The 18,897-nt window shown below is 58.5% G+C and carries 14 protein-coding genes and 1 pseudogene; 12 read left to right on the plus strand and 3 right to left on the minus strand.

Going from position 1 to position 18,897, the window contains the following annotated elements; genetic code table 11:
* Positions 1-1,688: 1,688 nt before the first annotated feature.
* Both CQ14_RS46745 and CQ14_RS46750 read right to left on the minus strand, forming a co-directional pair.
* Positions 1,689-2,660 (minus strand): NEL-type E3 ubiquitin ligase domain-containing protein, encoded by a 972-nt coding sequence (locus CQ14_RS46745; protein WP_245320504.1) that lies wholly within the window; start codon positions 2,658-2,660, stop codon positions 1,689-1,691.
* 16 nt (positions 2,661-2,676) lie between these two features.
* Positions 2,677-3,468, minus strand: a complete 792-nt coding sequence (locus tag CQ14_RS46750) for a leucine-rich repeat domain-containing protein (protein ID WP_245320505.1) — start codon at positions 3,466-3,468, stop codon at positions 2,677-2,679.
* 992 nt (positions 3,469-4,460) lie between these two features.
* On the opposite strand from CQ14_RS46750, the gene CQ14_RS25790 reads away from it, so the two are divergent.
* Positions 4,461-6,818 (plus strand): C48 family peptidase, encoded by a 2,358-nt coding sequence (locus tag CQ14_RS25790; protein ID WP_245320506.1) that lies wholly within the window; start codon positions 4,461-4,463, stop codon positions 6,816-6,818.
* A gap of 408 nt (positions 6,819-7,226) precedes the next feature.
* Here the strand turns inward: CQ14_RS25790 and CQ14_RS44795 are convergent.
* Positions 7,227-7,361, minus strand: a pseudogene (locus CQ14_RS44795) (IS6 family transposase); the annotation flags it as partial.
* A 911-nt stretch (positions 7,362-8,272) separates the two neighbouring features.
* Between CQ14_RS44795 and sctI the strand changes: the two are divergent.
* The 11 genes from sctI (at position 8,273) to CQ14_RS25845 (ending at position 18,096) form a co-directional block, all read left to right on the plus strand.
* The gene (sctI, locus tag CQ14_RS25795; RefSeq protein WP_057860652.1) at positions 8,273-8,722 is read left to right on the plus strand and encodes a type III secretion system inner rod subunit SctI; all 450 of its coding nucleotides are present in this window, start codon (positions 8,273-8,275) and stop codon (positions 8,720-8,722) included.
* Between the two features lie 29 nt (positions 8,723-8,751).
* Complete coding sequence (gene sctJ / locus CQ14_RS25800; protein WP_199805617.1) at positions 8,752-9,504, plus strand: type III secretion system inner membrane ring lipoprotein SctJ; 753 nt, start codon at positions 8,752-8,754, stop codon at positions 9,502-9,504.
* 25 nt (positions 9,505-9,529) lie between these two features.
* Positions 9,530-10,225: a hypothetical protein gene (locus CQ14_RS25805; RefSeq protein WP_156435411.1), complete on the plus strand. Its 696-nt coding sequence runs from the start codon at positions 9,530-9,532 to the stop codon at positions 10,223-10,225.
* A complete protein-coding gene (locus CQ14_RS25810) occupies positions 10,204-10,827 on the plus strand; it encodes a FliH/SctL family protein (RefSeq protein ID WP_082650036.1) in 624 nt (207 codons plus the stop codon). The genes CQ14_RS25805 and CQ14_RS25810 overlap by 22 nt, the downstream gene beginning before the upstream one ends.
* Positions 10,828-10,937: 110 nt before the next feature.
* Complete coding sequence (sctN, locus tag CQ14_RS25815) at positions 10,938-12,200, plus strand: type III secretion system ATPase SctN (RefSeq protein WP_082650037.1); 1,263 nt, start codon at positions 10,938-10,940, stop codon at positions 12,198-12,200.
* The gene (sctO, locus tag CQ14_RS25820) at positions 12,188-12,706 is read left to right on the plus strand and encodes a type III secretion system stalk subunit SctO (RefSeq protein ID WP_082650038.1); all 519 of its coding nucleotides are present in this window, start codon (positions 12,188-12,190) and stop codon (positions 12,704-12,706) included. The genes sctN and sctO overlap by 13 nt, the downstream gene beginning before the upstream one ends.
* Before the next feature lie 413 nt (positions 12,707-13,119).
* Positions 13,120-15,216, plus strand: a complete 2,097-nt coding sequence (gene sctV / locus CQ14_RS25825; protein WP_057860656.1) for a type III secretion system export apparatus subunit SctV — start codon at positions 13,120-13,122, stop codon at positions 15,214-15,216.
* Between the two features lie 5 nt (positions 15,217-15,221).
* The coding region (locus tag CQ14_RS48335; protein ID WP_430650217.1) for an FHA domain-containing protein at positions 15,222-16,398 on the plus strand (1,177 nt) is incomplete at its 3' end.
* 179 nt (positions 16,399-16,577) lie between these two features.
* Complete coding sequence (locus CQ14_RS25835; protein WP_057860658.1) at positions 16,578-16,829, plus strand: EscE/YscE/SsaE family type III secretion system needle protein co-chaperone; 252 nt, start codon at positions 16,578-16,580, stop codon at positions 16,827-16,829.
* 15 nt (positions 16,830-16,844) lie between these two features.
* Positions 16,845-17,063, plus strand: coding sequence for an EscF/YscF/HrpA family type III secretion system needle major subunit (locus CQ14_RS25840; protein WP_057860659.1), 219 nt, complete (start codon positions 16,845-16,847; stop codon positions 17,061-17,063).
* Positions 17,064-17,172: 109 nt separating this feature from the next.
* Positions 17,173-18,096, plus strand: a complete 924-nt coding sequence (locus tag CQ14_RS25845; protein ID WP_057860660.1) for a LysR substrate-binding domain-containing protein — start codon at positions 17,173-17,175, stop codon at positions 18,094-18,096.
* Positions 18,097-18,897 lie beyond the last annotated feature (801 nt).

Genomic DNA, 18,897 nt, shown 5'->3' on the forward strand with positions numbered 1-18,897 from the left:
ATGGCGGGTTAATTGCAAACGCCACGGAAATAGCGAGTTTCCATCAGAGCGACATGCTCTTGAATGCCATAAGTGGTCACGTGCCGTGTCGCCCAACCCAACCGAAGCTGACAAACGACTATAGAAGAGTACTCCGCCAAGGCTGCAATGCTTAGCTGCCCACTCGAAGCGCCCGGACAAGGCACGCTCGGTATTACGAACCGAATTTAGCGCAGAGCTCCGCAGCACGAAACAAATTTAACGCCGAGATGAGATTCTTGTCGCGCGGGAACAGTCTCCGAGCGGACTTGACCCGCGAGTCGTGGTCCAGGCCAGATATCGTCTGGCTCTCAAGAACAAGTGCCTCGGAGAATCTGCGAAGGGCAGGGTGATACTGGTCAAGGGCGGCCTCGCTGCGCCTATCGGCACGAGTCATCATTTCAAAGAAACTCTCGTCGTCCTCTGAGGGGGGCTGGGCGGAATCGCACTGCGAGCAGCTCGCTCGCAGCAAAGGCGAAGATTGCTCAACGGCGCCTTCATCCTTCGCTTAGTAGAATTCGTTGGCGTGAGCGATAAGATTGCTGATTTGCGCAGATCAAACGCTTGACGTCGAAAGCGGAGAACATGCCCGTAATCGGCGAAGTTCGGTGGTGCTGCTTTAATGTGCCCCTTATTAAGAGTCCGAGCCGTAGCATTACTAGTCGCGTCATCAATTCGGCGCTGGTCTTCTTTAGACTGATGAGGACAGGTACCGGTACTGGCTGGGAGCGCCGTCGCCAAGGACGGCTCAAACGCCTATTGCCTCGCCGGCCCCTCTTGCTGCGCTTCCGAGGTGGCATGCTGGACCTGCGACCAAGCTGTTACATTGGATGGGTCACAATTGTGGGGTCCACCTAGCCTCACGTCCAAGATAACCTGGGCAAACATCCTACCAGAGCAAGCTTTCGAAAAGCTGACGAAGCCGCGGCGTAGCTGCTCGCGCTCGGGCGGGGCGAAATTGGCTCCGATCTCTTCCGTCACGCTTACGTCATCGGCCTCCCTCGGCATGGTGTCGCGCCGAGAGCGCCGAAGTGACTTTGGATCGTCGACATTCCGAAGGTGAGCCGCGCGCCTCCCTATCGGATGGACAGCAGCGGCAGCCTTCCGGCCCGGTAGCTCTGCGGCGAGCGCCTTAGTTTATCGTCGCCATTACTGCCTACCGGAAATGATCGGATATAGAAGCTTGCGCATTGTCGACGAATGCCCGCGGCGACGGGCGTTGAGTGAGCTATGAATTCTTGAGCCGATGGGAACGGAGATTCGGCAAGGCGTTCTGCGCTCCCGAGCTGCCAGCGCGCTCCGCTCGCGCTCACAAACGGAATCCGGATGAAGTCTTATCCCGGTGGCGGAAAGCGACATCGGCTACGACTTGAGCGAATCATGAAGCGGCATTGGCCGCGCTGTCGAAGTATCCTGCACGTGATCAAGTTCAACCAGGCTATGCCAATGGTCTGTTCTTCGAAATCCAGGCGAGCAATGACCTTGAACTCTGGCATCGGTTGCAAGTTTAGAATTGCGGGTTTCCTAGGTACGGCCGGCGAGCGAACAACACGCCGAAGTGGTCGGAGGTGGTCATCAGACGGCAACTGCACGCATCCATTCAATCTGAACAATCGCTCGTCCCGTAACGACCAAACGAGACTGCATGATCGGACCGGCTATCGCATCGATCAGAGCTCGAGGCCGTGCTCCCGGAGAACCTTATGCATCAGCTCGCCTTTGATCTCGCGGGCGATTTCGCTGAGGATCTGGGCTCCGACCACCCGCCGGGCATCGACATCATCCGTCAGGCCAGGCTCCGCGAGTCGTTCGTTCAAGCGCGTCGTAAACTCATCTCCCATTGTATCGGCAAGCCGGTCCCGCATCGCGGCATGATCATCGGGGGCGATCCGCTTTATCACCGTTTCCCAAGGCTCCCAGCGCGTTGCTAGAAAATCCGCGAAACCCGCCGCTTCCTGTTCCCGCACCGACGTCTCAGCCCTGGCAACGTCGTCCGCCGTGACGTCAGAGAGATTCAAGAAGCGCATATCAGGGGCGATGTGGTGCAGTTCCAGCCGGTCCCGTAGCTGGGTCTGATAGGCAAGATAGACCTCGATCTCGTCGATATTGGCCTCCGGGTCGGCACGCCGGAGCGAGCTGACCGTCTCGCGTGCGATATCGTCAAGCGCCTCCAAACGAAACATGACACGGCCGTGTTGGAGCAGTTGGTCGAGCTGATTGTCATAAAGCCCATCCTTGACATCGGCATTCAGGCGTGCGGTCTGCATACCGTTCCAAGTCAAAGTGATGCGGTCCTCGCAGGACGCAGTCGCTCCATTGGCCAGCTCGAAATACTGCTCGCGCAGCTGCGGCCTCATCGTGGCCTGTAGCAGATTCTCGACTACCTGGTCGCGGAACGCCTGATGGCCATAGTTCACGGTGCCCGCGAGCCTTTCGAGAAAGAGTGCGAAGTCCTGCGCACCCGGCTCTGCGGCGAAGCCCTGCCAGGCGGCTATTGCGCCGGGCTCGTCCGCGAGCCAGTCCGCGACAACCTCGTGCAGGAGCCGCGGCTGATGTTCCACCGGTTGTAGCGGCATCGACAGCATGACCCCCGGGCCGGCATAATCCGCGCCACGCGTGGCTGACGCCAAATCGGCCAGCACCGGGGCCGGTATCGGATTAGACCGCAGGTCGATGCTGGACGCGCTGCCGAGCTGCGTCAGCAGGCTCGGGCAGCCCGGTCAGCTGGTTGTTACTGGCGCCGAGCATTTCAAGGCCGACCGGGAGTGTCTCGGGCAGATTGGTCAACCGATTTTCGCTGCCGTTCAGGTATCCAATTCTGGCCGGAATGTCGGGCAGGCTTGTCAGCTGGTTGTCGCTTGCGTCCAGGTAGCGCAGTCTGGCTGGAAGATTGGTCAGGCTGGTCAGCTGATTTTCGCTGACATCCAGGCGGCGGAGCCTGGCTGGAAGATCGGGCAGGCTGGTCAGCTGGTTATTGCTGGCGGAGAACTCCTCGATCGTTGCCGGAAGGGCGGGCAGATCGGTCAGCTGATTACTATCGACGGTCAAGCTGCGGAGCCTGGATGGCAGCTCTGCCGGCAGGCTGGCCAGCTCGTTGGCCATGAGGTGGAGGTGCCGCAGCCTGCCCGGAAGGGCGGGCAGACTGGTCAGCCGGTTGTCAGAGGCGTAGAGGTCCCGGAGTCCGCCCGGAAGCCGGGCCGGCAGGCTGCTCAACTGGTTACCGATGACATTGAGGGTCCGGAGCCTGGGCAAGAGTGAGGCTGGCAAGGCGGTCAGGGACAATGACGACAAATTCAGCTCGTCTCCGACATCACCTTCGTCCCGCCATGCCCTCGTCCGGTTGACCCCCTCTTGCCGATTCTCGTCTTCGCCCTGCCCCTCTTCCGCTGCCCAGATCGCCAGGACGCGGTCCTGCGACGAGACGAGATCGGCGGCGGCCGCTCCTGTCACCCACCGCGTCAGGGCTGACGCCCACTGGGTCAGGCATGATGGGGACTGCCCAGCGGCCCCAGACGTTGGCTCGGTGCTTTCGGATTCGAAAGATATGCCAGCGCGAGAGTGGGCCCGTTCTGTATTCATTGAACTCCATGACATCTTTGGTCTCAGCCGATTAGGCGGCTCTATCGGCTAGATCGAGACGTTCGCACGCTAGGAAGCTCAGCTGTCGATAAGCTGACGAGCGTCAGGTTATCCGCCATGAAGCGGTTGCCAAGCTACTCTCGTTCGCTCGGTAGAGGATCCTGCGTTGTCGCGCAGCTGCTCAAATATTTCAATTCCAAGATTCGCTGCATCGAACTCGAGAATGCTGCTCAGGCCGGACTATAACTAGGCGATGAAAGGTGAAGGCTGACAATCCGGTTTGGATCATAGGCGTAAGATATTCTCTCATAATGAATGCCTATTTTTTTTCTGTAGTGAAATTCGTGTAGCGGTGAATGACTGCCGATCTTTCTGGTCGGCTCAGCCGTATGTCGCGGCACCAGGAGTAGACTGGCCGCCTGTTATTCGAGGCAAGCGAGTGGCTCAGCCTTCTGCTGCCGAGGCTAGAGAACGAGCGTCTGTGATCGAGGGAGAGTAGTGTGAATTTTCATGGCGGCGGCTTTTTCCCGGACGCCGACTCTTGGAATAGATGGTACATGCAGCAGGCATCGCAGCACTCGCAGGCCGGGCCTGCTGAGCACCAGAGCGTCGAAGAGCAGCTGAGTGGCTTGCAGCTCAGTGAGCCTGAAGAGGGTGGGAGTTTTCCTGATAGCAGTCCCGCGGAGCCCTCTGCAGGGAGGCGGAGCAGTGACGTCGGCGGTTCGATGCGGATGCCGCCCCAGTCAAGCCTACGGGGGGGCTGGCTCGGCAGTTCGCGGCATAGCGTCGATATTCCTCGCGCTCACCTTCCTTCGGCTACGACGGCCTCGCGGTCTGACTTGAGTGGCAAACCATTCAATAGCATGCGCTACACAGCGCCTTCGGAGGTGCAGCCGGCTGCAACCCGGGCGAAAGATGGCAACGGCCGGAGATTGCTTTCTCGTATCAAATCAGGGCTCGGCAAAGCTTTCGGGATGAATCGTCGTGACAAAAAGTGGTCCGAAGGCTCGATGTCCGATGTGGCCTATTCGGAGGATGTGGTCCATACAGAGCTCCGCATGGATTTCGCCAAGCGCGCGGGAATGCATCCCGACGACGAGCGCTACATTGATCAGTTCGTGGAGGCGGTCCGAAGGTACGAAATTTTGCCCGACGGTAGCATCGGCCGAGGGGACGGAAGGGTGCCTGACGGTACCATCTGGACCAATGCAGGAGTTCTTAGGGGGCTTGCTCGTTGGCTCCGAGCAGAGAGCAGGGCTTCGATGGCTTCTCGTGTTTTTAATGATCCAGAGTCACTAGCCGCTGATATAGAGGACTACAGGGCAAGCGGTGGGGACGCTCATAACCTTCTGAAGTCGGCGCTGTCTCATCTCCGGAGATTTGAGCCGGGCGAGCGCGAACTCAAAGCCGTCGGACCAGGGGCCCGCCTGATGGGGCGTCAAACACATGATCCACATCCCGATGACAGCCGCGTCATCGATGCGGTATGTCGTGAGGATTTGAGTAAGCTTGAACCCGACGAAAGAATTAAAGCCCACCAAACTGCCAGCAGGCAACGTAGGTTTAGCGATTGGCTCCGAAGGGAGAACAGGGAGAGCATAGTGAGCCGACTCACCGGCAGCGATGAGCAGCGGCAGTCGTTGGACGACGATTACAGGGAATTTACAAAAGCCCACGGAGAAATAAGCGTGAATCTTGGTCGGCTTCGGCTCTACTTTGGCGCCGAGCCCCAAAGGAAGCATGATGGGTATCATCCTTATCCCGACGATGCTCGCATCATCGATGGCATGGTCAATAAAGCCCTGAGCAAGCTCAAAAAGAACGAGGCTTCCAGGAGGAGGGTTGCCTGGAATGTGGCCAACCATCAACGGAAGTTTAGTGACTGGCTCCAAAGAAAGAATAAGGGAAGCATAGCGAGCCGGATCAACAGCGATGAAATGCAGAGATGGTCTTTGAAAATAGATTTCCAGCAATTCACCGAAATTATGGGCAAAACCAACCTGAGTTTCAAGCGATTCAAGGAAGCAGTTGAGGCGGACGCGGTTGTGGATTTGTCTTCTGGCGAGTCAAGCGAGCAGGAGGAAGCAGGTCCGGCCGGTCGTTCCCGGTCGGATCAACCCGTCGGGATCGGATCAACCTGGCCGCTGGAGCAGGTTGATGCGTCGAGCCAGGGCCGCAGCGGATTGTCGCTTGGTGCAAGGCAGTGGCTGGGTGACGAGCATATCCAGCGGGACTACGAACTTCTGTCGCAGGAGTTGCGCCAAAGTAATCCCGACCTCGCTGCCCGGACGCGGTTCGTCGATCCGCTCATCGCCTTTCAGGTGGGCCAGGGTACAGACGGCATCGCCCTGAACGCATTCCATCGCATTGTCAACGATCGCAATGGAATCGATACGGCCGATTTCCTGTTCATGCCGGTGAATGATGCGAGCGCTACGGACCGCAGTCGCCGCGGCTCCCATTGGTCGTTGCTGCTAGTAGATCGCCGCGATCGAGACAGGCCGGTTGCTTATCATTACAACTCCTCCGTCGAATACAATGCCCGACCTGCAGCAATGCTCGCAGCCCGGGTGGGAGCCGATTTGCGAGATGCGCCCATGAGGCAACAGGAGAACGGCTTTGATTGCGGCGTCTTTGTCGTGGATGGCACGCGGGCGCTGGTTCAAGGATTGGCGCGAGGCCGATCGCCAGGCGCGCTAGCCCTAGACAACCTCGTCGTCAATCGGGAGCAACTTCAAATACGTCTGAGCAGTGGGCAAGGGGCGGTTGCGGCGGATCGACCGGGGCCCTCAACACAATTTGTCGGCTCGGCCTCGTCGAACTCAACCTGGGTACAAGATTTGCCGACGCCGTTTTGGCATGAAGGGGATCAAGCAGGCCAGCCTGCCGCCGATAGCTGGAATATGGCGAACTTCTCGCCGAGACCGGCCTATCCGCCAGTGGAAAGTCACCCACCATCATTTGAGGAAAGCCTCGGGGCATCGATCTTCGGTGCATCACAGTACATGCCGTATCCGCAAGAATTAGGAGCATTTGTCCCGCCGAGTTGGCAACACGGCAATCAACGGGCGCCACAAGACCTCATGCGCGGAATGCATTGGTATAACGTGCTGCCAAGCGCGGCCCGACCCCAGATCAATATCAGTATCCATGGGGTGCCCTACATGGCCACACTGGGGGCATCAGGCAAGCAGAGCGACATTCACGTTTTTCTGCAATAACAGGAACGGATCAAGCATCGACGGGCCGACGGCGGCCCGTTGTCCGTTCGCGAGCCGTACGCAAGAAATTCGCAATCTTCAAGCTTGCAAGCGAGGCTACAGTTCAAGGTCATTCCTCACCTGGATTTTGGATGAACGGACGGTGTGTATCCAGCGAACGCAAGACTGCGCCAGCCACGACTGCATGGATCAGAACTCCGAACGTGCTAACGTCGCCCAGAGCGGCCTCCTGTTAGTCGGCGCTCACTCGACCGCGGCAGTCGGCGTTCGGGTTGAAGTCACTCCGCCGGAAGCGCTTGAGGGCTGCATCTGAAAAGATCGTTGACCAAGGGCGCAATGCGCAACTCAAAGAGTGGGCTTAAATCTCACGGTGAATGTAGAATCGCAACGAGAGTACCAAAATCTTAGATCTAGATGCCATTCTCGCCGCGATCGGGAGCGCGTTGGCGGATCCGAGCGGAGAACGCCCTGCCGAAACTCCGTCTCCACCGGCGCACGGCTTTATAGCTCACGTCAATGCCACCAAACGAGATAGCTGATCACTTCGGGTAGGAAGCGATGGCGACGATAAAGAGCGTCGCGGCCCGTCGCCTAGCCCCCAACTGGTCCAGTCCTTAATCTGACGGTGCCCTTGACCCGGTTTGTTAGTTGGAAACCGACTGCTCCTCCTGATGTCCTTCTATGACGCTGTCTGAGACTCTCTCTGTGCGACTTCTGCGGGCAAGTGGTCAGCGCGTCGGCGTTGTCCGCCATGTCCATAGCCTTACTCCCTTCTTGCGCGGTCTTCAGTTTGGTCAGGAGTTACCGTCCATATGCATTCACTATGCTTCCATCTCCGAACGGTATTTCCACTCGATCGTGCCGCGGACTAGAACCGCTCAAACAGTTAATCGTTGGGCGACGGCATGCTGGGCGGCAGAACTTCATCCGAATGCTTAACGCGCTCAGCGGTATCAGATGTGGTGGCCAAAACAGCCCGCAGCAAGTGGAACTCTCCGGTGAGGGCCTCGCTGCTTTCTGGCGGATGAGGCGGGNTTTAAAGCGGTATAAGGACAACTCGTTGTTATGTCTCATTTGGTCCCGTTTGNCCACGCCAGAAAGCCGGCACCCTCTCCTGCGGCCTCTGACCGAGGTTGCGTTTCTGGCTTGTGTTAAAAACGACGTGGAGCGAGCGAGGCGGATTGCCAGGGGAATCGATGTGGTTGCCCCAGGCGGTCGGGAGGCCGTCATTGCTTGCGTGCTCGTCGATCTGGCGGCAAACGACGTTGAAGCGGCGCTGGAGCGCCTCGACCCTCTTGCCCGCGCGAATGATCCCTATGGAATGGCATTTCAGGCGCTGGCTCTTGGGGTTGTTGGACGCTTAAGCGAGCGGGATGCTGTGCTTCGGCGTCTTTCTCGCAACGATCTTTCGCTCGATGGACTTATTGCTGCTTTAGGTGGTGTAGCGAAAGTACATGCAGGAGGTTCAGTCAATGAGCGGTGTGAATGGGATCGTGGCGCTACTTGAGGCCGTGCCGCCGGCGACTGGGAGGCCGGTGGCACCAAGGGCGCCGAGCGACTCGGTCGAGGCCTTTCGTTCGGCGCTCGATCGGCCAGCGCTATCGCCATCGAATAATGATCTCGCGGTGGTCACTGATCTTGCCCCAACCGAGGAGGGGCTGACTGGTCGTGTCCGGGTATCTGACGATATCCTCAGTGGAATGGAGAAACTAAGCGCCTCTTTCGGCGACGCTGCGAAAGTCGCGGCCGAGGTCGCGGAAGGCTATGCCTCCGGCGAGTTCCGTTCGACTGAGTGGCTGAACGCGCAATCCACCCTGTCAGCGCTGACGCTGCAATACGATATCGCGTCGAAGGTGGTCGGGAAAGCCGTGCAAAGCCTTGATACTCTCCTGAAGAGTCAGTGAACAACCGTTGTGCGAGTGTGGCGTTGGTGTTGAAGCGCGCGTTGATTCTTTTTGCGACGTTCGCATTGGCAGGGTGCGGAGCAAAGATCGAGCTTTATCGCAATCTTCCGGCGCGTGACGCCAACGAAATGCTCGCATTGCTGATGCGGCACGGCATCGATGTCGAGCGAGTGGCGGAGCATAGCGGGGCTGCCTCGCTGAATGTTTCGACAAAAGACGTGCCGCGTGCCATGAGTGTACTAGATGGCGCTGGATTGCCTCGCGATCGGCTTGCCGACTTGGGCAACCTCTTCAAGAAAGAGGGTATGTTGTCATCGCCAACGGAGGAGCGTGTGCGATTTATCCATGGCACGACGCAGGAATTGTCGGAGACGCTCTCCAGGATCGATGGCGTGTTCAGTGCCCGCGTCCATGCCGTCCTGCCCGAACATACGATAGACGATCGCGTCCCACCTGCTCCCTCAACTGCTGCTGTGTTGGTCCGTTATAAGGCCGGTACTGCCGTTGATCAGATCGTACCGAAGATCAAGGAGTTGGTCGCAAATAGCTTGAAGGGCGTGTCTTACGATGGGGTCTCGGTTACGCTCGTCGAGGCAGCTCAAAGCGATAGCGGCTTGCCGCCACTCGACGCGCCTCCCGTCGCCGCCGAGGCCAGCGCCCCGCTCTATCTCCTGCTCGGACTCGTGGCTGGGCTGGTGATATCGCTAATCGGCAATGCAGTTCTTGTCTTTCGCGTGTGGCGGAAGCGAGTTAGCCCCACAACGAATCGTGCGGCGCCATAGATCAATGCAAGCGAGTAATCCCGCGATGATCGCGACAGGATCGGTAGCAATTTTTGACAACTGGCTTCACAGGCCGTGGGCGGGAGCGATGATGCGCTGCATCGCCGATCCCGCGGCCGACTTCGATGACGCTATAGTCAAGGATTGGCCCGATTGGCTGCCGCGGGAGCCTGCATGGGCAGATTCGTTCATCCGTATGAGACTTGGAGATCAGCTGCTTTGCGACCAAGATAGGGGGGCGTCGGCCATCATCTCCGCTGGCCAAGCGCCGCGGACCCGGTTCGCATTTTTGCCGGTATCGGACGCCGTGCGCCTCATGTGCCTTGCCGCGGCGTGGACCGGGGCGCCCAGTCTTGTCGGTCAGCTCCGCAACGCCGATGTCGTCGCAGCACGTTCCGTACTCGGAGAAGACGCCTTCGCATTCGCGTTCCAAGCCGCGCTGCTGCCACGACCGACCGCCGGACTGATGTCGGCCATCGGTGCTTCCAAGCTGCCGAACGGGCCTACAGAATTGCTCCACTGCGGAGCTGCAATGTTCGGCCTCGCAATGGGCTGCATCCCCGATACACTGCAGGTCCGACTGAGATTACGCAGCCCTGCGTCGATCTGGATGGTGGCGGCTAACGCCTGTCGTAACGACAGTGCCGGAGAGGACGCCTTTCATGCGATGCGGCGGTTGGTCCGCAAAAGGATGGCCCTATGGTCGCACTGGTTCGATTGACGACCGAGACGATCAGTATTCTCGGACCAGGGCGAATTTTGCCGGCGGCAAGCGCGCAGGCACTCCTGCAGGCCGAGCAACTCCTGACCCAGGCGCAGCGCGATGCAGAGGCGCTTGTTGACGAAGCGCGCGTGTCCGCAAGCAGGATTGAAGCGGCCGCCAGAGAAGCAGGGCTCAAGGACGCGCAACTGAAAATTCAACAGCGCTTGGCCGCGATCGCCGTAGCGTCGCTGCAGGTCATGGAGCAAAACAAGGAAAGGATCGTGGACCTCGGCCTGCAGATCGCCCGCCGGATCATCGACATGACGGCGCCAGACGAGGCCGCGCTGCAGATCGCGCTGCGAAGCCTGCGCGTCGTGGGCCACAGCCCTGTCGTTCGGCTGCGAGTGGCACCGTCGCTGGTCGAGACGGTTCGCGGGCGGATAGACGAGATAGTCTCGGCAGTCACGTCGCGCGCAGTCGTCGAAGTTGTTTCTGACCCGCGGATCAATGATGCCGGGTGTATTCTCGAGACCGATGCCGGACTGGTCGACGCGACGATCGAAAGCCAGCTAACGTTGATCGAAACCGGCCTTCGCAAGAGCCTGGAGGCGTCGAAGTGATCTCGGAGCCAGCCGAGCCGTCAACGGCGCTAGATCCCCTAGGTTGTTCGCATGAAAGCATCGATCGGTTCTTCCGGTTCGCGAGCAGAGCGGTTGAGCAAACGCCGACCATGAATGTCCGCGGTCGTGTCCTTCAAGTCGTTGGAACGATCATCCGTGCGACGGCTCCTGGAGTGCGTATCGGGGATTTGTGTGCACTCCGCGATCCCAAAAATAGCCGTGAACTGACCGCCGAGGTCGTCGGTGTCCAGCGCGATGTTGCCGTTCTGACGCCGCTCGGGGAAATGCGGGGACTTTCTACCCTTACGGAGGTGATTCCGACGAGAAAGGCCCTGCTGGTGCCGGCGGGCTGGAACCTGCTCGGTCGGGTACTTGATGGCCTTGGCCGCCCGCTCGATGCAACCACTCATGGGCCCATGATCGCGGAGGCCCACGTGCCGGTTCATGGCAGCGCACCGGATCCGCTAACCCGGCGTAGCATAGATCAGGTTCTTCCGGTCGGTATACGGGCGATCGATGCCCTGCTGACGTGCGGGGAAGGGCAACGCGTCGGTATCTTTGCCGCTGCAGGCGCCGGCAAAAGCACACTGCTGTCGATGCTCATACGGGGCGCTGAAGTTGACGTCGCGGTCATAGCACTTATCGGCGAGCGCGGACGGGAGGTACAAGAGTTCATCACGCAGCTCGGCTCGGGATCGCGAACCAAAGCGGTTTTTGTTGTCGCGACGTCCGACCGGCCCGCTATGGAGCGCGCCAAGGCGGCCTATTTGGCCACGGCAATAGCTGAATGGTTTCGCGATCAAGGCAAACGCGTGCTGCTTCTCATGGATTCGCTAACGCGTTTTGCGCGGGCGCACAGGGAGATCGGCCTCGCAGCGGGTGAGCCACCAACCCGGCATGGTTTCCCGCCATCAGTGTTCGCGACTCTGCCGCAACTTTTGGAACGTGCGGGCAACAATGCTCGTGGGTCGATCACGGCCTTCTATACCGTGCTCGTCGAGGGAGATGACATGACCGAACCCGTCGCCGACGAAACGCGTTCAATCCTTGACGGTCACATTGTGCTCTCGCGAGCCATGGCTATGTCGAACCACTATCCTGCTATCGACATTCTTGCGAGCGTCAGCCGCGTCATGAGCATGATCGTGGCTCCGCAGCATGAAAGCATGGCGCGGAGACTGCGGGAGCTGATGGCGAAGTACCAGGAGGTAGAACTCTTGATTCGCGTGGGTGAATACAAGAACGGAACCGACGCGCTCGCGGATGAGGCGATCGCCAGAAGGAACGAAATACAGAAGTTCCTGCGCCAATCGACAAGTGAGCAGCTGAACTTCGAAGCCACGCTCCAGGAGCTTGAAGCATGCGTGGGATGAGCTCGGACGCCGTGCCGCGTCTCCTGGAGCTGCGGAAATTGCGATATCATCGTCAGCAAGATGTTCTCCGGGCTCGACAGCTGGCCCTTGAGGACGCTGTCGCTGCTGTGGATACCGCCGCCAAAAATCACCGCGCCTGGCGGCAAAAGCGTGTTCGGCTTGAAGCTGCCTTGTATGATTCCGTGATCGGACAAACTGTCGCTCTCGGTGCTCTTGTCGCTCTGAAGGCAAAAATGACCTCTCTGCATGATCACGACCGGCTGCTCGGAAAGGACATTGAGAAGGCATTCGCGGAAGCCGATCAGGCCCGGCAGGCGCGCGACGAGGCATGCAACGTCGTGCGTCAAACAGGCAAGCAATTCGATAAGTGCGAACATCTGGCGCGCGCGTTGCGCGATGCCGCGATGGGGAGGCCGGAGCAGGTTTGCGATAACAGGGCCGCTGTGGACACGCCGCGAGCAGGGGCGGCCTTGGAGTTCGAAGAATTGCAGGGAAACGAAGGCTAGGGGAGGAGATCAGGCGAGCGTCGATACGACGTTGGATTTGGCGAGTCTAGCGGTCGATCTCATCCATGGTGCATCGGATCCTGGCGGTATACGTCGATGCAGATCGTGCGGTTAGGCTGATGGCGATACGCTCGGCCGCTTGTCCCGCTGGCGCGATCGCGTGTGCCTGTCGTCTAGTCCAAAGACCGCGGGCCTCCGACAAACTAGCGAGAAAACATGAGAGCTACTGTTGCGACCCGGGCGAGTTGGCGGCTTGCACGCAGCCAATCGGCCGGCAGGGTTCAAATTTGCTACTCTGGAGGGTTTGAAGGCGGTTCGGCAGTCTGCTCAGGGCCAGAGCGAGCCATTGTCAGCAGTGTGTTGCGCCTCTGACTATGGACTGGGCATTTTCACGTTGCAACTAGGTTGATCAGATGAAGCCACTCGACAAACTGCTGACCATCGCGACCGGCCGTAACGACATTGTTCTGGTGATGTTGCTGATCACGATCGTTTTCATGATGATTATTCCGCTTCCGTCAGTACTTATGGATGTGCTGCAAGCGGTCAATCTGGGAATTGCAGCCCTCCTGCTGATGGTGGCGGTCTACATCAAATCGCCACTCGCATTCGTCTCATTTCCATCGGTGCTTTTGCTGGCAACGCTGTTTCGTCTGGCGCTCGGTATTGCGGCAACTCGCACCATCCTGCTTCACGCGGATGCTGGCCAGATCATCAAGACCTTCGGTAACTTTGTTGTAGCTGGCAATCTCGTCGTAGGCGCGGTCACCTTCTTGATCATGACAATTGTACAGTTTGTCGTCATCACCAAAGGATCAGAGCGCGTTGCCGAAGTCGCTGCACGTTTTTCTCTGGATTCCATGCCGGGAAAGCAGATGAGCGTCGATGGCGATTTGCGAGCTGGCAGCATCGACATGCGAGAGGCGCGCAGGCGCCGTGCTGCCATAGAGCGCGAAAGTCAGTTGTACGGTGCCATGGACGGCGCCATGAAGTTCCTCAAAGGAGACGCGATCGCGGGCCTGATCAGCATTATCGTGAATATCATTGGCGGGATCACGATTGGTTCGCTCCAAAGGGGGATGGGATTCTCCGAGGCGCTTGAAGTCTATACGACCTTGACCATTGGCGATGGTCTCGTCGGTCAGATTCCGGCGCTGTTCACCTCGATCACGGCAGGATTCATCGTCACGAGAGTAAGCTCCGAAGACAACAGCGCAGACCTCGGCAATGCAATCGGCAATGAACTGAGTGCGCAACCACGTGCACTCATGGTTGGAGCATTCATGCTCGTCCTGTTCTCCCTTGTGCCCGGCTTTCCGACATTGATTTTTATCGTTTTGGCGGTCGCGGTGGGTGGGGCCGGCTGGCTGCTGCAGCGTCGTGGCCAGCTATTGCGCACCGACTTGCACGGTCAGCCACTCAGCGGGGGAGCCCTGTCGACGAGTTCGACTGAGGCCTCTGATGCAAACAAAGCGGGCAGCAATGGCATCATGCTTACTGTGCCGTTGATGATCGACGTTGACCGGGATGTCCTGACGATGATTCAGCCGGACATGCTTGATAAAGCATTGGTGGCCACGCGGCAGGGGTTGATGCTCGACCTTGGCGTTCCGGTTCCAGTGATCAATGTCCGACTAAGCGATGATTGTCACAAGGGCGAATACATTATCAGGCTAAATGAAGTTCCATACGGATCGGGACGATTGCGGCCCCAACACGTCCTGGCGCGTGATGCTCCCGAGGGCCTCGAAATGGTGGACATTCCATGTGTCGTGGAGGATCCCTCATTTTTGCCTCAGATCGAGACCGTCTGGGTTGACGTCGCACATCTTGAGTCGCTGCGAGCGGCGGGCATCCCGTATCTGGAATTACCCCAGATTCTCGCCTGCCATGTTGGTCTAATCGTGCGTCGGCACGCCGATGAGTTCATCGGTATCCAGGAAACGAAAGCGCTTTTGAAACAGGCGGAGGTATCCTTTCCGGAACTCGTGAAGGAGGCGTTGCGCCTGGTCCCTCTGCAAAAAATTGCCGAGGTGCTTAAACGGCTCGTTTCGGAGCAGGTTTCGCTGCGAAACATGCGCGCCATCCTCAACACGTTGGTCCAATGGGGACAAAACGAGAAGGATACAGTCCTGCTAACCGAGTATGTGCGTGGCGCGCTCAAGAGGCAGATCTGCTTTCAGCATTGTGCCGGTACAAATCTGTTGCCGGCCTACATTTTGACGGCGGATGTGGAAGACATAGTGCGCAAGGCAATTCGACAGACGTCTGCCGGAAGCTATCTCGCTCTCGATCCGCAGACCACGCAACAGATCGTTGGCAAGATAAAGGATGCCGCCGGCATCGTTGAATCGCTGCCGTACAAGCCCGTGCTACTCACCTCGATCGATATCCGTCGATACGTCCGCAAGCTGGTCGAGGTCGATCTGTACGAGCTCCCGGTGCTCTCCTATCAGGAGCTTACTCCTGACATCTCCGTGCAGCCCTTGGCGCGAATTGCGATTCAGTGACGAACATGCCGACAGACAAGAATGCTTTTACCGGTGAACAGGCCAAGCTCACTTTGCGCGTCCTGTCCGGGCCAAACCTGGGCGCGGAGACATGGCTGGGCGAGGGAGCGTGGCTCATCGGTAACCATGATACGGATGACCTCACCTTCGGCGATCCGGAACTCGTCGGGTCGCATATTCGTGTTGTTAACGAGTCGGGGAAAATCCAGATCACTGCGTTCGCGCCGGGCGTGCTGATCAACGGTAGGGAGTGCACTGCCAACAATCCGACTTTCATTGATCCGTTTACCCCGGTTCGTGTTGGCCGCACAATCTTTAGCCTCGGTCCTGTCGGGCTCGGCTTTCCTGAGGGGGATTCGGTACTCGAGCGCCAGGGGGGAGATGCAAGCAGGGCCGCTTCAGATGCGACAGACTCATTGGCCTGGGGAAGGCGAACACATCTCGCAGTGGGCTGGATACCGCGGCGATTGCGGCTAGGGGCAGTGGTTTGTGGCCTCCTCTTGATAGTAGGTGGCGCTTGGGCGAGGATGGACCGGCTCCACTCCCGGGCCTTTCCTACCGCTCCGGGGATTCAACCGATCGAGACGCAGACGGCTGATCCTCGTGGGCCGGAGATCGCACCCGACGTCAATATTCCGTCGACTGCCGGCGAGCTGGCGATCGACCCGGAGCCCGGAGCGAATACCAACAAGAGCCGGTCTGGCTGGCAGGAGCCCAGACGCGCGGCTGAGCTTGCAGCAAAGCGACCGGCCACTGCCAAATCATCTGACGCAAGGCTCATCGATCTCGCGGCTACGATCTTACACGCGTTTGATATCGACGGTCAGGTTCGCGTAGAAGGTGCAGGCGAACTCACAGTGATAGGGTACGCTCGGAGCGATGCCAAATTAGACGCGGCCCTTCGTCGTCTGCGGCAGGACATCCCGGGCATCTACAAGACCAATGATGAAGTGGCAACACCCGATCGTGCACGCGCTTTTCTGCTGGGGGCGGCGTCCGCAGAACTCCGCCGGTCCATCCGCATCACCGTAAGGCCCGATATCGTATCCGTGTCCGGAACGCTGACCTCGGCTACATACGATGAGTGGAAGGACGTTGCCGCCCGGTTCGAGGAAAGATTCAAGCCCTTTATCCGGCTCGAGTCGCGGTGCGAGCTGATGGTATTGCCCGCGGTGCGAGGGGNTGCACCTGGGCCGCACACCTTTCGTCGTGGTTGAGAACGGAGTGCAGTTGAANAGTGGGCGATAGCATCGATCACATCGGCAAGATTGCTGCCATCGACCACGACGGACTCGTCGTCCGTGTCGGAGAATCGAACCTTCGCATGCTCTATCGAGGCAACCCAGAGTGGTTAACAGAGGATGATCAACGGTGAAAAGGAGTCAATCGTGCTTGAGCTGGAAAAGAAGCTGCTAAACGACGTTGATGGCTCCAGCAGAGCTGCCATCAATGAGGACCTCCAGAACTGGAGGCGGTCTCTGAAACGTGACATCGATAGCGGCGTCACGATGCGGCAGTTCGAAGCACTGCAGGCGCTGCTCGATGCAATAGATTGCGCGACAGAAGTCGTTGATGCTACATGGATGGGTCATCACCGCGAAATAGTCCGCTGAGTAATGAGAGGTGAAATGGATTTCGGCAGCATAACCAGCTCGATTGGGCAATCCGTTGCCCAATCGGAACGCAATGTGAGAGAACGTATGGCAACCATGAACCCGGACGATACCATGGATCAGCTCCGGTTTCAGCTCTCAATGAGCAAGCACACGACGCTGTTGAACTTGAACTCCACCATCATCAAGGCGGTTCACGACGCACTCAATGGTATCATTCGGAATATTGCCTGATCTTCATCGGTCGGTTTGGTCGTTCGGTGCCGGCACGATATCCGGGCTGATAGGCGAGTCCGGATATCCTGATCAGGCTTGAATCGACCGAGCGAATCGAACGCGACTGATGTCCGCTAACTTCATGCAACTTCGTCATCTCCGTTATTTCCTGGGCATCGTGGATGCCGGTAGCTTTACGGGGGCGGCAGGCATGCTGCACGTGGCGCAGCCCGCCCTCAGTCAGCAAATGACTGCCCTTGAAGCCGAGCTTGGCGTCGCACTGCTCCAGCGCAGTCAACGCGGCATTCGTCCAACCGCCGCGGGCGAAATCTTCTATCGTGAAGCGGCTTCGATCATTGGGCAGGTGGAGCAGCTTGGCCGCGTCGTCCGGTCGGTGGCAGGAGAACCGGAAGGTCTGGTAAGGCTTGGCATGTCGTCGGGGTTTGCGGTGTGCTGGGCTTGCGAGTTTATGGAAGCCTGCCGGATGATCCTGCCGAAAGTGCACCTCCGTCTGGTTACGGGTGACATTCTGCGCATGAGATCGCTTATCGCATCGCGCGCGCTCGATCTCTGCTTCCTTCTGGAAGATGAGCCTATCCAAGGCCTTACTCGGCAGCCGCTTTTTCATCAGCCACTATCGCTGGTTGGACCTCTGTTTGCCGAAGATATCGCGCATACCATTTCGCTCGAGCGGCTGGCTCATTTTCCTCTTGTGTTGCCGACGCGGCCCAACACAGTTCGCAGCGCGTTGGACCGCGCGTTCCAAGGGGTCGGCTTGACTCCCAATTGCATCGCGGAAGTCGACACGTTCGCCAGCGCGCTCTCCCTGGTCAATGCAGGCATCGGCAATGTGATCGTTCCGAGGATCGTCTTCTCTGACATACCGGGACATGGCCGTCTGAGGCTGATCTCGATAGATCCCCCGATCCATGTGACGGCATGCCTGATCTCTTCCGGCAATACTCCGCTGCCCTTCGCGGCACAGGCGGTAGGCGACCTTCTGGCAACCCATGTGGACCTTGCGCTTCAGAAAAATGGCACAGCAACGTGAAAAACGCCGTGCGGAGGCCGAACGCCAGAGCGTTCGCCTCATCGGTTCTGTTCCGACGGCGAAAGACCGGTCGAACTGCCACATGATTGACTGTCCGTCGTCAGGTAATTTGACACTGATCACGATCTTCGAGAAGGGAGATATTGGGGTTATAGTTTGACAGTCCTGCGGATTGACGCTGCAGGCTGCGCTTTGCAATGGTGTTGTACTTGATGGGCTTGCGTTTCGGCCCTGCCGAAGTAGACATCGGCCGGCGCAGGTTTGTCGGTTTGTCGACGCTCTCATGATCGCGAAATAATGTTCGACGAAGCCGACGGCTCGAGATCGCGGTAGGTAGTAGTTGGGGGTGATGCGGAGCGCCGCGTATACATTGCAGGCCCTTTTCGAGCCCCTTAGCCCGGCTTTATAGCTGGAGATATTCTCCCTCGCCCCGCGATCCTTCGGGCATCTTCTCTTCAGCTGAATACTGCCCGGTTTGGCACCGATGTCTTCTCGTTCTGCCGGCTCCGGATTTCTGCTTCATCTTCGCCTCGTCGCTAAAATGATCCAGAAATCCTCCCCGCAAAGCCCTTCTATCTCACACGCCCTCCTGACGGCGAACTCAGTTCTAATGACACGTCATTCCGTTCTTCACGGCTTTCTCCGTCGCCAGATGCTTGGCGCCCACCCAAGTCGTGACCCCGTTTCATCATCTATCGAGGACAGCCCACCATCCCCCTTGTCGGAGCAGAGCCCATTACGGCATCTGGAACTCTGCTGACCGAGCGTTTACNTCATTGCAGGAAGACGCGAATATCGTTC

It is taken from the genome of Bradyrhizobium lablabi, from assembly GCF_001440475.1.
Taxonomy (GTDB): domain Bacteria; phylum Pseudomonadota; class Alphaproteobacteria; order Rhizobiales; family Xanthobacteraceae; genus Bradyrhizobium; species Bradyrhizobium lablabi.

Coding starts and splice junctions, on each gene's coding strand:
- CQ14_RS25790 (WP_245320506.1), top strand. CDS start 4,461: ATGCGCTACACAGCGCCTTCGGAGGTGCAGCCGGCTGCAACCCGGGCG.
- sctI (WP_057860652.1), top strand. CDS start 8,273: ATGCAGGAGGTTCAGTCAATGAGCGGTGTGAATGGGATCGTGGCGCTA.
- CQ14_RS25805 (WP_156435411.1), top strand. CDS start 9,530: ATGATCGCGACAGGATCGGTAGCAATTTTTGACAACTGGCTTCACAGG.
- CQ14_RS25810 (WP_082650036.1), top strand. CDS start 10,204: ATGGTCGCACTGGTTCGATTGACGACCGAGACGATCAGTATTCTCGGA.
- sctN (WP_082650037.1), top strand. CDS start 10,938: ATGAATGTCCGCGGTCGTGTCCTTCAAGTCGTTGGAACGATCATCCGT.
- sctO (WP_082650038.1), top strand. CDS start 12,188: ATGCGTGGGATGAGCTCGGACGCCGTGCCGCGTCTCCTGGAGCTGCGG.
- sctV (WP_057860656.1), top strand. CDS start 13,120: ATGAAGCCACTCGACAAACTGCTGACCATCGCGACCGGCCGTAACGAC.
- CQ14_RS25835 (WP_057860658.1), top strand. CDS start 16,578: ATGATCAACGGTGAAAAGGAGTCAATCGTGCTTGAGCTGGAAAAGAAG.
- CQ14_RS25840 (WP_057860659.1), top strand. CDS start 16,845: ATGGATTTCGGCAGCATAACCAGCTCGATTGGGCAATCCGTTGCCCAA.
- CQ14_RS25845 (WP_057860660.1), top strand. CDS start 17,173: ATGTCCGCTAACTTCATGCAACTTCGTCATCTCCGTTATTTCCTGGGC.